General features: G+C 36.7%; 11 protein-coding genes. 7 read left to right on the plus strand and 4 right to left on the minus strand.

Annotated elements, in window-relative coordinates; genetic code table 11:
* The first annotated feature begins 466 nt into the window (after positions 1-466).
* The 3 genes from ACFQ13_RS11235 (at position 467) to ACFQ13_RS11245 (ending at position 6,678) form a co-directional block, all read left to right on the plus strand.
* Entirely contained in the window at positions 467-2,374 is a 1,908-nt protein-coding gene (locus tag ACFQ13_RS11235) for a S9 family peptidase (RefSeq protein WP_386117353.1), read from the plus strand.
* 40 nt (positions 2,375-2,414) lie between these two features.
* The gene (locus tag ACFQ13_RS11240) at positions 2,415-2,822 is read left to right on the plus strand and encodes a hypothetical protein (RefSeq protein ID WP_386117354.1); all 408 of its coding nucleotides are present in this window, start codon (positions 2,415-2,417) and stop codon (positions 2,820-2,822) included.
* 295 nt (positions 2,823-3,117) lie between these two features.
* Positions 3,118-6,678: a sialate O-acetylesterase gene (locus ACFQ13_RS11245; protein WP_386117356.1), complete on the plus strand. Its 3,561-nt coding sequence runs from the start codon at positions 3,118-3,120 to the stop codon at positions 6,676-6,678.
* Between the two features lie 44 nt (positions 6,679-6,722).
* Here the strand turns inward: ACFQ13_RS11245 and ACFQ13_RS11250 are convergent, their stop codons facing one another.
* The gene (locus tag ACFQ13_RS11250; protein WP_386117358.1) at positions 6,723-7,412 is read right to left on the minus strand and encodes a peptidoglycan DD-metalloendopeptidase family protein; all 690 of its coding nucleotides are present in this window, start codon (positions 7,410-7,412) and stop codon (positions 6,723-6,725) included.
* 208 nt (positions 7,413-7,620) lie between these two features.
* Between ACFQ13_RS11250 and ACFQ13_RS11255 the strand changes: the two genes are divergently transcribed.
* The 4 genes from ACFQ13_RS11255 to ACFQ13_RS11270 all read left to right on the plus strand — a co-directional run bounded on the left by ACFQ13_RS11255 (position 7,621) and on the right by ACFQ13_RS11270 (position 11,425).
* Positions 7,621-8,175, plus strand: coding sequence for a DUF2911 domain-containing protein (locus tag ACFQ13_RS11255; protein WP_114310037.1), 555 nt, complete (start codon positions 7,621-7,623; stop codon positions 8,173-8,175).
* 295 nt (positions 8,176-8,470) lie between these two features.
* The gene (locus tag ACFQ13_RS11260; protein ID WP_386117360.1) at positions 8,471-9,202 is read left to right on the plus strand and encodes a glycosyltransferase family 2 protein; all 732 of its coding nucleotides are present in this window, start codon (positions 8,471-8,473) and stop codon (positions 9,200-9,202) included.
* On the plus strand, positions 9,199-9,822 hold the full coding sequence (locus ACFQ13_RS11265; RefSeq protein WP_114310039.1) for a lipid-A-disaccharide synthase N-terminal domain-containing protein: 624 nt from the start codon (positions 9,199-9,201) through the stop codon (positions 9,820-9,822). Before ACFQ13_RS11260 ends, ACFQ13_RS11265 begins: the two co-directional genes overlap by 4 nt.
* Positions 9,815-11,425 carry an ArnT family glycosyltransferase gene (locus tag ACFQ13_RS11270; RefSeq protein WP_386117363.1) on the plus strand — a complete coding sequence of 537 codons (1,611 nt, stop codon included), beginning with the start codon at positions 9,815-9,817 and terminating at the stop codon, positions 11,423-11,425. The genes ACFQ13_RS11265 and ACFQ13_RS11270 overlap by 8 nt, the downstream gene beginning before the upstream one ends.
* Before the next feature lie 36 nt (positions 11,426-11,461).
* On the opposite strand, the gene ACFQ13_RS11275 is transcribed toward ACFQ13_RS11270, so the two are convergent.
* From ACFQ13_RS11275 to ACFQ13_RS11285, 3 genes are all read right to left on the minus strand, one after another.
* The gene (locus ACFQ13_RS11275; protein ID WP_386117365.1) at positions 11,462-12,028 is read right to left on the minus strand and encodes a phosphatase PAP2 family protein; all 567 of its coding nucleotides are present in this window, start codon (positions 12,026-12,028) and stop codon (positions 11,462-11,464) included.
* Positions 12,028-12,255: a hypothetical protein gene (locus tag ACFQ13_RS11280; RefSeq protein WP_114310042.1), complete on the minus strand. Its 228-nt coding sequence runs from the start codon at positions 12,253-12,255 to the stop codon at positions 12,028-12,030. Before ACFQ13_RS11280 ends, ACFQ13_RS11275 begins: the two co-directional genes overlap by 1 nt.
* A gap of 121 nt (positions 12,256-12,376) precedes the next feature.
* The gene (locus tag ACFQ13_RS11285; protein ID WP_386117367.1) at positions 12,377-13,756 is read right to left on the minus strand and encodes an MATE family efflux transporter; all 1,380 of its coding nucleotides are present in this window, start codon (positions 13,754-13,756) and stop codon (positions 12,377-12,379) included.
* Between the last annotated feature and the right edge of the window lie 88 nt (positions 13,757-13,844).

Here is a 13,844-nt window from a genome sequence, read left to right on the forward strand (position 1 = left end):
CTTTTCTACCACTCAGGGTTATCGATACGTTTATCCTGCACTCGAAACACTCGAACTGACGAAAGAACACAAATTAAACCTCAACGTCACTTCGAGTGAAATCTCGTTTTTCAGAGATTTTGTATCGAGAAGCATTCTACCTCTCATGGTTCTCGATACATTTCTCACTCACTCGAAACACTCGAACTGACGAAAGAACACAAATTAAACCTCAACGTCACTTCGAGTGAAATCTCGTTTTTCAGAGATTTTGTATCGAGAAGCTTTTTTACAAACCTCGTTCTGGGTACATTTCTAGCACAACCCATCTGACCTACAAACCCGCAAACAAAAAAAGCATAAACCTCAACATTCAACTTTATCAAAAAGAAAATTCTTAAATTTACAATTCAGAAAACGACACAAAAATAAGCACCTTTAAAACCTAAAATCTGCTTCTTTTTCAAGTTATAAATACCCATTCCTAATGAAAAATATCGTCCTAATAATAGCCCTTATGTTAAGCAGCACCTTAGTTAACGCACAAAACACCATGACTCCAGAATTACTTTGGCAGGTAGAACGCCTTAGTGTTAACGGCCTAAACGAAGCCGAAACGGAACTATTCTTTACTGTTAAAACACCAAATATCAGCACCAATGGTTTTGACGCTAAATACTATAAAATGACACTTGCTACGGGTGCTCTTATAGAAATTAAAAAGGACGCCATGTCTGTTAAGGATATGAACATTTCACCAGATGGACAATATCAGCTATTTCATAAAGAGGTGGCACTAGAAGCGATAAAAGGGAATGAGGTCTATTCAGACCTTAAAGATGCTGAAGTTTATATCTTTTCCGATTTAGATATTCGTCATTGGGATACGTGGCAAGAAGGAAAATACAACCATGTATTTTATAAATCATTAGAAGACGAAAAAGCTTCGGGAATTGATATTATGCCTAATGAACCTTACCATACGCCACAACGTCCTTTTGGTGGTGATGAAGACTATATTTGGGCACCTGATAGTAAATCGATTTACTATGTAAGTAAAAAACTAAAGGGAAAAGATTATGCCACAAGCACCAACACAGATATTTACAAATACGATATAGAAACTAAAACTACTGAAAATATTACCGAAGGAAATAAAGGTTATGATACAGCTCCTGCCTTTTCTTCTAAAGGTGCCCTAGCGTGGTTACAGATGTCAACCGACGGTTACGAAAGTGACAAAAACGACCTTATTGTTTTACATCAAGGCATCAAACAAAATTTAACCGCAAACTGGGATGAGTCCGTTAGAAGTTTTCTTTGGAGTCAGGACGGAGAAAGTATTTATTTCACAGCAGCTACAGAGGGCACTATTCAACTCTTTAAGGTCAATTATCCGGGCCGAAAGCGAATGGCTCCGGTAGTTACTCAACTATCTAAAGGACCATTTGATGTCACTAGTATTGTTGCGCAAAAAGATCAGACACTTTTGGTGACACGAACTGACATGAATCATGCCGCAGACATTTATAGTTTCAATCTAAAAAAAGAAACGTTTACGCAACTCACCGCCATTAATAAAGATTTATATGCAAAGGTTGATTTACCAACCGTAGAGAAGCGTTACGTTACAACGACGGACGGAAAGCAAATGTTAGTATGGGTGGTGCTACCGCCAAACTTTGATGCCACTAAGAAATACCCAACCTTACTCTATGCTCAGGGTGGTCCCCAATCTCCCCTATCGCAGTTTTATTCTTATCGTTGGAATTTTCAACTCATGGCTTCTCAAGGCTATATTGTTGTTGCTCCAAACCGTCGTGGTATGCAAGGACATGGTGTACAATGGAATGAAGCTATTAGTAAAGACTGGGGCGGACAAGTTATGGACGATTATTTAAGTGCTATTGACGCTATAGCTAAGGAACCCTATGTAGATGCCAACCGCCTAGCCGCAATTGGAGCTAGTTTTGGTGGTTATTCTGTCTTTTATTTAGCCGGAATGCATAACAACAGATTTAAATCCTTTATTGCTCATGATGGTGTTTTTGACACGCGTAGTATGTATGGTACTACTGAAGAATTATTCTTTGTAAATCATGATTTCGGTGGTCCGTATTGGGACCAGTCCAATAAAGAAGCACAAAAAACGTACAACACGTTTAACCCAATAACCAAAGTTCAAAATTGGGATACCCCAATACTAATTATCCAAGGTGGTAAAGATTTTAGAGTCCCTATAGAACAAGGTTTAAGTGCTTATCAAGCCGCTCAATTATTAGGACTTAAAAGTAAACTTCTTTACTTTCCAAATGAAAATCACTGGGTTTTGAAACCTCAAAATGCTTTAGTTTGGCAACGTGAGTTCTTTAAATGGCTCAAAGACACTTTATAAGCTTTGCTCATTTAAACCTAGCAAAAAAAACTATAGAAGTATGTTAAGATCTATTGCTGCCACTATTATCGGGCTGATCTCCGCTTCATTAACGGTCTATGTTATTGAGAGCCTTATCGGACATCATCTTTTTCCGTTACCTCATGGTGCAGATCCTTTAAATATGGAATGGTTAAGCACCCATATGCACGAAATTCCGGTGGGCATGAAAATTTGTGTTGTTCTCGCGCATTTTATAGGCATCATTGTAGGAATGTTTGTAGCGGCTAAAATTTCGAAAAAAAGCATAATTCCCAGTTATATTGTGGGAATTATGATGCTTTTCGCCACTTTATCTAATATTATAATGTTACCTAAAGAATTTTGGTTTACACTGTCTGATGGTTCATTGGCCCTACTCGGGTTTTTCTTAGGCAAGAGTCTTGCTAAAAAACAACTTCAGTTTTAAATGTCTAAAAGCAAATTAGGATCAGGGCAGTTTTCTTTATAAAAAGCTAGAATAAAATACATCCCTAAATAGGTTGTAAAAATTATAATATACCCAACCTTAAATTAAACTTAACCCTAGATAGGCAGAGACTTTTCGTATGAATTTAAGAATCTTTTCTCTTTCACGAAAAGACTCATATTCAAACCGTTAAAATAAACTTATAAATTACCCTAAAATCTAATTGCATTTTAGGGTTAAAATGTTGACCGTTTTTTTACTTTCGCTTGCTTATATTCTAAAATTTATAAGACCAATGCCTTTTAAACTATCTCATTACCTACTTACTATAGTAGTAACTTTAGGAATTACACTTCACTCTAATTCTCAAACCTACACTTTTGAATCTGATACTCCAGGGAGTCCTCCCAACAATGTAACTTCGAACAACGGTACTTTTGAAGTTAATGCCGACACTAATCGAACACAGACGATGACGGTTTTATCTTCTACCGAAGCCAACACAGCATCTTTTACTTTAGATTTATTTCCAACATCCACCAATTATTCTGTAACTTGGAAAGAAACCTATGAGACCGCCGGCCGTTCTGGATTCATTTTAAGAGGTCATGGAGAGAATAGTCGAAATCCTGGATCTCTGAAAGGCTACCTGTTTCAAGCAAATCCAATACAAAATGATATGCGTATTTATAGATCTAATGCTACTGATTATACAATACTTTCAACTATTAGTTTAGCTGCTATTGGTGTTAATGTCTCAAGGTGGTATAGAGCTACTATAAATGGAAGCACCCTCACTTTTGAATATTCTGATGATGGCTTAACCTTTACACTACTGACTTCTATTACCGATTCAACCTATATGTCTGCTGGAGCCACACAATACACAAGAGGTTATGGTAATTATTTTACAGGCTCTTATGTAGATGACATAAGTTTTTATGAAATTGAAGATGAATTAACGATTACCAATATTAATGAATATCAAATTATCCAACGCAGTTCATCTAACACTGCTGATATTTTAATTTCAGGTAGCTACACAGGTACACCGACCGCTATTGAAGCTAGCTTTAATGGAGAGAACTATGTCACTATAGATGCCAACCCATCTAACGGTGAGTTTACTGGAACGCTAGCAAATCAAAATGTAGGACAGGGCACTCTAGATGTGCGTTTTACTAACGACACATCTAAAACGAGTTCTGTTAACAATGTTGGTATTGGAGATATTTACGTAATTGCAGGACAAAGTAATGCTTCAGGAAGAGGTAACAACCTAAATTCTTACACCCATGCTTCACTGAAAGCTACTCTTTTTGGTAACGATGATGTTTGGAAAAACCTAGAGGATGCTACAGATAGTAATTCTAATCAAATCGATGGTGTAAGTGCAGACAGCTCGGCAAAGGGGTCCCCATGGCCTATTGTAGCAACCAACATACTAGCTAACTCTTCGGTACCTGTAGCTTTTGTACCAACGGCTAAAGGAGGTACAAGTATAGACGATTGGCAGCCTGCAACCAATCATTCCGATACTTCAACTCTATATGGTTCTATGCATAGACGTATTAACGCCGTTGGTGGTAAAGTTGCCGGAGTGTTATTTTTCCAAGGGGAAAGCGATGCAAGCACTAGCATTACCCAATCTGACTACGAAACAGGACTTACCACTATTGTAAATACTATTGCAACGGATTTCCCAGATACAAAAACCATGATTGGTCAGATAGGACACAATAACTACTCAGGAAACGACGCCATTAGAGCAGGACAAATTGCAGTAATTAATACTAATGACAATGCTTTAATGGGACCAGCGACCTACGATATTGATTTATCTGATGGCGATACCTTACATTTTAAATCGGATGGAGACATGGCTATTTTTGCTTCACGTTGGTATACGGCAATAAATAAAGGCTTCTATAATGCAACAGATGGTTATGGTCCTATTTTAGATAAAGAAAACTTACATTATGAGGCTTCAACCAATAAGATTACGGTACCTTTTACAGATGCTTCTTTACCTACAATAGATTCAAATTCTACAGTGACAACGTCATCATTTAATCTAACAAATAATGGATCCCCTATAAGCATCAGCGAAATCACTATAACCGATTCTACTATAGAAATTACACCTTCTGTTGTGTTAGATTCTGCTTCCTCTATTACCTTATCCTATGCAAGTTTAAACACCGCAGTATCTGCGGCTATTTATGACACCAACAGTTTACCTGCTCAACCCTTCTACAATGAAGTGGTCAATGTCGTTACTGAATATGTATATGATGATGCCTGGTCGCCTTCTGACCCTAACGGTGTTGCCAATACTTTTGACAAAATAATTGTTGAATATGGTAACGCAACTATAACGACGACGACTAATTGTGCAAATATCATTGTAAACCCTACAGCTAATTTAACGATCGAAAATGGAGTTACTTTAAATATTGAAGATTCTCTATTATTAGAGTCTAACAGTACAAACTATTCTAGCTTAATCCTTGATGGAGACCTCACAGGAACAATCTATTATTCTAGACACATTAATAGCGCCGCTAGTAGCGGTGCCACAACAGGGGATAATGATTTGGTTAGTCCGCCTTTAGGTGGCCAAAACTTTGGAGACTTTAGTACGGCGAATTCTAATATCTTAACAGGAAATATTAATGGTGTATTCTCGTATTTATTTGGTGGTTTTGATACCGCAAATAATGCTTATATTCATTACAATGCATCAAATTATGAAGATCCTTTAGTTGCCGGTATGGGTTACCGTACAGGTTCTACAGACAATGGAAATTATATCTTTACAGGTACTCCTGCAACAGGTAGTGTTACCATACCAGTGTCTAGTGCAGGTTTATCACACTGGAACCTTATAGGAAATCCTTATCCGAGCTATATTAAAGTTCTAGACTTTTTAGATGTAAATTCAGCATTATTGGATGAGAATTCTACTGCAATTTATGGCTATGATGGATACGAGGCAGATGGTTGGACGATACATAATTTCGCAACAACATCATCTTCAACTGCAATAACACCTGGGCAAGGGTTTTATATAAACGTGGTCACTTCCGGAGATATACAATTTACGCAAGACATGCGCACCATAGGGACTACTGATGATTTTATTCAAGGTAGAAACTCTGAAGATACTTTAACCTATTTAAAATTAGGTTTATCTAGTGGGTCTCAAAACTACCAAACCGCTTTATATATTAACCCAAATGCTAGTCTTGGCTTAGACCCGGGTTATGATGCCAATGTATGGAAAAATACAGCCCCTAATTTTTCTATATATTCTAATTTAGTTGAAGATAATTTGGGTAACCCTATGGCAATACAAGCCATTGACGATACAAATTTATCTAACCTCTCTATTCCTATTGGTGTCAATGCTAATGCCGCACAAACCATAACTTTTAGTCTAACAGAATCTGTACTACCTGACACGTATGCTGTTTATTTAGACGATACCTTAGAAAATACGTCTACATTACTTACCGCTGGCGATTATACTATAGTTACAAATACGGCTCTTAATGGTATAGGACGTTTTTATTTAAGATTTTCAACGAATACGCTGAGCATTGTGAGTACAACCTTAAATGCTGTTAATATCGTTACTCATAATTATGAAAAACAAATTGAAATTAGCGGGCAGTTACCAGAACATTCAATCTTAAACATTTACGATTTACACGGTCGATTAATCCGTACCCAATCTTTACAATCTGATAAGACCTCTCAATATATTGATGTAAGTCAATTAGTAAGTGGTATCTATGCTGTTCAAATCAGTAATAGTTCACTGACTAAAGTTCAGAAAGTAATATTAAGATAAAGCGCTTCAACTAAGCCAAAATAAGCTGCCCTGCTTTTAATTTGTTACATGGTTAAACCTAAAAGCAAATTAGGATCAGGGCAGTTTTCTTTATAAAAAGCAATGTCTTTTAAATTACTGACCCCAGGATAATCGCCCTTAAAATCTTGAATAGCCCTTATAATTTGAAAGTGTAAATGTGGAGGGTAATCCCCATTAACCTCTGCCGCTCCCAAACTTCCTATTTGCTGACCTTGGTTTACGACCTCACCCACACGCCACGATGACATAGATGCTAGACTTAAATGACCGTATAAGGTATAAAACTCAAATCCTTCAATCTTGTGTTTTAGGATTAACGTTGGTCCGTAATCTCCATGATTGGTGTTATTGTTAAAACTATGAATACTCCCTTTTAAAGGCGCCAAAACCGGGGTATCTACTGCCGCCCATACATCCAATCCTAAATGGATATTTCTTTCCGTAGCATCATTTAAAGGTTTAAAATAAGTACTTCGCCTGTAAAGCCCTCGATGCTCTAAATAGCCCCCAACAGCTACTTTAGCTTGCTGACGTGCCATTTCATTCCATATATAAACCTCTAGAGCTTTAGACGAGGATAAATCTACAGTTTGTAAAGCTGTATTGGTTAAGGATAAATTAAGAGGCATAATAGAACTTTTATCCGCTAAGGCTTCAAGCACCACATGAGATGGTAATGCGCTTAGAAATTGTTCGAAAGGAGACAGCGTCATGGTTTTAAATTTTCAAACTCAAAATTACACATTATGGTTTACAATAAAATTAGGCCTTATGATATTCTCATAATATTTTCTGAATGATAAGAAAAACTTAAAATTCAGTAGGTAGCTATCATAAAGTTAGGGATTTGAATTATCTTTAATTATTGAATACTTATGTTTGTGTCATCATTTCAAATTAAAACTCATTAAGACTTACATTATGCTAAAACGCCTCCTTATCTTATTATCTATTTTAGCTTTAGGATTGTTACTTTATTCGGTGTACGTTGAAAATATTTTCTCTCCACGTTTAAGTCCAAAAGATACCGCGAAGATTACGCTAAACGATTTAGATTTAACGGTGGAATATAACCGTCCTTCCAAACGCGATCGTGTTGTTTTTGGTGCGCTTGTTCCTTTTGATGAAGTTTGGAGAACAGGAGCCAATGAAGCTACGACTTTTGAAACCAATAAGCCCCTTTTAATTAACGGTATAGAACTAAAGAGAGGAAAATACACCATTTGGACGGTACCCATGAAAGACCAATGGAAGGTTATGTTTAACTCTAAACAATATGAATGGGGAGTTAACGAGAAAATGGAACCGATGTGGGATCCTAATTACGATGCCTTAGAGATTATTGTACCGGCACAAAGTCTAGATGTTACTGTAGAACGTTTTACCATTGCTTTTGATAATAAAACAGGCCATCTTAAATTAACCATGGCGTGGGACAATACGCTTATAGAAGTCCCAATTGATGTGATTGAATAATATTCAAGTCATCAGGGTGTTGTGTTACGCAGGTTAAGCCTCGTCGCTTGGCCATAACGACTTTTGTATCCTATACCACACGATACGCATTTCACTTTTCACCTAAAAAAGTAAACCACTCATTTTTTTACGGGCCTTATACTTTTAAAATACAAGCAACATAAGCTGCATCACTTTTAAACCGTATAAAACCATTTATTTTTATAAGTCTTAGACATAAAGCGACATTAAACTGTAAGACTTATGTTCTAAGCTAAAAAAACAATATTTTTGTGCCCACAAAGCTTAACATTGCATGACCTATCAATTTACCATCATCGTTCCCGTATATAATGAGGAAGAAAATCTTGAACGTGTAGAAACAGAACTTTCTAACTACCTTAAAATCGCTTCTGTCCCTACCTCTATCTTATTTGTTAATGATGGTTCTAGTGACAATAGTCAAGCACTTATTGAAACCATTTGTGCCCGTCAGCCTGATTTTGAATACATTTTATTTAAAGAAAATAGAGGTTTAAGTGCAGCTATTAAAGCTGGTTTCGATACTGTAACCTCGGAATGGGTAGGCTATATCGATTCTGATTTACAAACGGCACCTGAAGATTTTAATATTCTTCTAGAGCATATTGGCGAGCATGAATTAGTTACCGGTGTCCGATCTAACCGAAAAGACTCTTTTGTAAAGAACATGTCTTCAAAAATTGCTAACGGAATTAGACGTGCCTTTACACATGATGGTATGGATGATACAGGTTGCCCATTGAAGGTCATAAAAACAGAATATGCTAAACGTATTCCTATGTTTAGAGGTTTACATCGTTTTTTACCGGCGATGATTATGTTACAAAACGGACGCGTTATTCAGGTCACCGTGCAACATTTCCCAAGAATGGCAGGTACCGCAAAATTCGGACTATGGAACCGACTGTTAGGTCCTTTAATGGATTGTTTTGCGTATTTATGGATGAAGAAAAAATATATCAACTACAACATTTCCAAATCAAGTAAAGCCACGACGTCATTTTGAAAGATTGGATTATATATAGCATCGGCTTTATCGCTCAGATCTTATTTTCTTCACGGCTTATAATCCAATGGATTACTTCTGAGAAGCAACGTAAAGTTATTACTCCTAACACCTTTTGGACCCTTAGTCTCATCGCCTCTTTTTTACTCTTTATTTACGGGTATTTGCGTTTAGACTTTGCCATCATGTTAGGACAGAGTTTAACCTATTACATTTATATCAGAAATTTACAACTGCAGAAACAATGGCAAAAGTTTCCTAAAATTGTACAGATTCTGCTCTTTACAATCCCCATTTTAATCGTCATATTCTATTATAACAATAATAAAATTGATCTCGATTTACTTTTTCAAAATGAAAATATCCCAACTTGGTTATTGGTTTTAGGGATTGTAGCCCAAGTCATATTTACCTTAAGATTTGTATACCAATGGATTCATTCTGAACGTCAGCAAACCTCTACCCTACCCATGGGCTTTTGGGTTTTAAGCTTGGTCGGCGCCGGATTAATCCTTACTTACGCCATAATTAGAAAAGATCCTGTATTATTTATAGGGCATTTGTTTGGCTTAGTCATCTATGCCCGTAACGCCTATTTAATAAGACAATCTGATGATTAAACAGATAGAAAAATATCCCGTTCTCAGTTTATTACTATTCGTAATTATTATGCTTGGGTTTACCATAGATGCCATTCCGGTAAGTATTATGGAAGCTCGAAATTTTATTTCGGCACGAGAAATGCTTACGGATAACAATTGGATCTTAACCACCATGAATGGCAATGCTCGCTATGAAAAGCCTCCCTTACCAACCTGGATTACCGCTGGTTTTGGTTACCTATTTGGTATGGGTTCTGTTTTAGCCCTGCGCTGGCCAGCCCTTCTGTTTTTAGCAAGCATTGGTATTTCTATCTATTATTTATCAAAAGCCTTAGAATTACCAAAAGCACACAGCTTAATTAACGGATTTATAGCATTAACGTCTTTCTATATTATTGGAATTACAATTGAAGCCACATGGGACATTTATACCCATGGCTTTATGCTCATGGCTTTAGTTCAACTGTTCTTTTTATTTCAAAAAGGTAAAACACCGCTTATAAGAAGCCTTCTTTTTGTGATATTTATTGCGGCATCTGTATTATCTAAAGGTCCTGTTTCCTTATATGTCTTATTCCTTCCTTTTGTTATTGCTTATGGAATTGCCTTTAAATTTAAAGGAAACCTGCTTCATTTTTTAAAATTAATAAGCCTTTTAGTCTTCGGAATTACCTTAGGAAGTTGGTGGTACCTCTACGTCAGAACTGCCGATCCTGCTACATTTATGGCCATAGCAGAACGGGAAACCTCAAATTGGCATAGCTATAACGTACGACCGTTTTATTATTATTGGAGCTTTTTTGTGCAAAGCGGTATCTGGACGGTCCCTGCACTTATCAGTTTATTTTATCCGTATTTAAAAACCAGAGTCAACAATTTAAAAGCTTACCGTTTTAGTTTATTGTGGACGCTTATCGCTGTGATTTTACTCTCTTTAATTCCAGAAAAAAAATCGCGTTATTTAATGCCAGTACTCATCCCTTTGGCCATCAACATTGGGTTTTATGTGAACTATCTCATCCGGGAATTCAAAAACCTTTCCACTAAGAAAGAAACGTTTCCTGTTTATTTTCAGTTCGGACTTATTGGCCTTATCGCTTTACTCTTTTGGTGTATTGGTTTTAGTCTAGGCCCTTTTCTAACCGGTGTAGTGCTTCTGCGTTTTATACTGATTAGTGCCGTATTATTGGTGATAGGATTCTTTATCTTTAAAACTTTAAAGCAGAAAAATATAAAAGCGACCTTCTACCTTACGCTAAGTTTTATGCTGAGTATAGGTTTTTTAGCGTTGCCTTTTGCACAATTGCAAGGCCAACCTAGTTATTTACCACTGTCGCAATTGTCCAACGACACTATTCCGCTTTATAGCTTAGGTGGTGTATCGCCGGAAGCCATTTATAATTATGGCGAAAAAATTCCATCGTTAAAAACAGAAGAAGGGCTTATGGTTCCTTCTGAAAAAACCTTCAGAGTCCTAACCTCGAGCTTAGATCCTGAAGCGTTTAAAGAACTGAATACGCTATTTACTATTGAATTTAAAGATAGCTATGACCTCAACTTTTCGAGTAATAATCATAGAGCCCGTTTGGTGAACCACATGTATCTCCTTACTAGAAAATAAAAGCGCTTTTATAAGTCTCGAGACGTTACATTGGCTTTAAGCCACGTATTTATTCAGTAAAAACTTATAAAGTTTGTAGAATAAGAAGCCTGCAAAACCTCCAAAAGTTAAACCACAAATAAGGTCTAAAGGATAATGCACGCCTACATAAATACGACTGTATGCAATGGTTAAGCTCCAAAGTAACAATCCTATAATTAAGTATTTAAAGTAAGGTCTTAATAATAAGCCTGTAAATATGGCTACAGCCATAGAATTAGAAGCATGCCCTGAGAAAAAGCCATATTTTCCACATCGCGGCGCTACAAAACGCATAAGATCCTGTATGCCTTCTGCTCTACATGGTCTTGGACGTTGAAAACCATCTTTAAAAAGATTGGTAATTTGGTCTGTAAAGGTGATCATACCCGCTACTACAAACACTAAGAGTAATAAAGCTTTCCACCCATACTTTTTATATATTAAGAATAGTAATACGGCATATAAGGGGATAGAATATAACTTGTTGGTTATGGCTAACCAAAGCCCATCCCAAGATGCTGTCCCTAAATTATTAAGATATAAGAATAGGGTTTTATCTAATTCTAATAGCTGCTCTATCATTAATCGTCGTATCGGGCAATTTCTCTATCGTAAAAATCCGTAGCCTGCTGAATGTAGTTTTCAGTTTCAGTCTCTAATTCTTTTTCGTCATGCTGATCAAACTCTTCAAACCATTCTACCTCATCATTTTCAAGATTAATGATAAAGCGTGGAAATTCAGTATGAATGATAAATATTGCTTCTGGATAATCGGTGTTATCGCCTAGTATAAATTTTGGTAATTCCATAGGGTACATTTAAAGTCTTAAGCCAAACGCTTAATTTATAACTTAGGCTACAAATATATTGATTTTGATTGAGCCTATCGATTAATATTACAAGATCGCCTTAACGTAACGCTTTCGCGGATTAGTGGCTTGTTTTTAAGATGAGTTTTTTGGTTAATAAATGAAATCTTATAAACAGTAAAATAGCGGCAACACTGAGCCCTACTATAAGTCCAATCCAAATCCCAAGACTGCCATAAGCTTCAGCTTTTCCTAGATAATAACATATAGGAAAACCAATAACCCAATAAGACACAAAGGTGATCAAGGTTGGTATTTTAACATCCTGAAGTCCTCTTAAAGCACCTAAGGCTATCACTTGTAGACTATCTGTAATTTGAAATACCGCAGCGGCTAATAACAAGGTTGCCGCAATTGAAACCACTTCCATAGTATCAACAGCATTAGCCGGATCGTCTAAATCCACATACATCGTAGGCAACATTTTATGAAAAATGACAAATAATAGCGCAAAAAGGACTGCAAAAATAAAACCTACGATAAAAATAGATTCCGCAATACGGCGTAAAGCGACAAAGTCCTTCAATCCTTTTTGATTTCCAACGCGGATCATAGCGGCCACACTTAGGCCTGTAGCCACCATAAAGGTCATAGAAGATAAGTTTAAGGCAATTTGATTTGCTGCTTGGGCATTGGCCCCTAAGGTACCACTTAGCCAAATTGCTCCAGTGAAAATTCCGACTTCAAAAAACATCTGCATGGCACTAGGCAAACCGAGATTGGTCAATTTTTTCATGGGTTGTTTACTTAAACTGAAAAACTTGATATGAGTGACATAAGCCTTAGACTTATCTCGTTTTGCCAATAACCACCACAAATAGGCCACCATAACAAAACGGGACACTAAGGTTCCGACAGCCGCCCCTACAATCCCCATTTCAGGACAACCAAATTTTCCAAAAATAAGCACGTAGTTTATAGCCACATTAAGCACATTGGCTACAATAGTGGCGTACATAGGATATTTGGTTAAAGAAAGCCCATCACTAAACTGCTTAAAAGCCTGAAAGACAATCAAGGGCACTAATGAAAAGGCCACCAAGTCTAAATAAGGAATAGCCAAATCGACCACCTCTTCCGGTTGATCCATTACATACATTAGAGGTTTAGCAAACAGCAAACAGACAAACAAGATCAGCCCTAAAACGGTACATAAAAAAAGTCCGTGTTTAAATACCGATTTTCCTTTGTCAAAATTATTTTCGGAATCAGCTTCGGCAACCAACGGCGTTATGGCCGTAGAGAACCCAATGCCTAGAGACATGGCTATAAAAATAAAGCTATTCCCTAAAGAGACTGCCGCTAACTCTGCAGCTCCCAATTGGCCTACCATAATATTATCAATAAAACTAACAAAGGTATGACCTAGCATACCCAGCATAACCGGTGAGGCCAGTTTTAGATTATATCGAAATTCTTTAGTGTATTGACTTAAAACCATGGCGCAAAAATAAGACTTCCATTTAGTTCTTAGAATGAATTATTTCTTAAATAATAGGAAAGTTTAGCGGGCTAATTTTCATCTTAAA

This window comes from Winogradskyella rapida (genome assembly GCF_042675845.1).
GTDB lineage: Bacteria > Bacteroidota > Bacteroidia > Flavobacteriales > Flavobacteriaceae > Winogradskyella > Winogradskyella rapida.

Excerpts from the sequence above, each read along its gene's own strand:
- ACFQ13_RS11235 (WP_386117353.1), top strand. The coding sequence starts at position 467 with ATGAAAAATATCGTCCTAATAATAGCCCTTATGTTAAGCAGCACCTTA.
- ACFQ13_RS11240 (WP_386117354.1), top strand. The coding sequence starts at position 2,415 with ATGTTAAGATCTATTGCTGCCACTATTATCGGGCTGATCTCCGCTTCA.
- ACFQ13_RS11245 (WP_386117356.1), top strand. The coding sequence starts at position 3,118 with ATGCCTTTTAAACTATCTCATTACCTACTTACTATAGTAGTAACTTTA.
- ACFQ13_RS11250 (WP_386117358.1), bottom strand. The coding sequence starts at position 7,412 with ATGACGCTGTCTCCTTTCGAACAATTTCTAAGCGCATTACCATCTCAT.
- ACFQ13_RS11255 (WP_114310037.1), top strand. The coding sequence starts at position 7,621 with ATGCTAAAACGCCTCCTTATCTTATTATCTATTTTAGCTTTAGGATTG.
- ACFQ13_RS11260 (WP_386117360.1), top strand. The coding sequence starts at position 8,471 with ATGACCTATCAATTTACCATCATCGTTCCCGTATATAATGAGGAAGAA.
- ACFQ13_RS11270 (WP_386117363.1), top strand. The coding sequence starts at position 9,815 with ATGATTAAACAGATAGAAAAATATCCCGTTCTCAGTTTATTACTATTC.
- ACFQ13_RS11275 (WP_386117365.1), bottom strand. The coding sequence starts at position 12,028 with ATGATAGAGCAGCTATTAGAATTAGATAAAACCCTATTCTTATATCTT.
- ACFQ13_RS11280 (WP_114310042.1), bottom strand. The coding sequence starts at position 12,255 with ATGGAATTACCAAAATTTATACTAGGCGATAACACCGATTATCCAGAA.
- ACFQ13_RS11285 (WP_386117367.1), bottom strand. The coding sequence starts at position 13,756 with ATGGTTTTAAGTCAATACACTAAAGAATTTCGATATAATCTAAAACTG.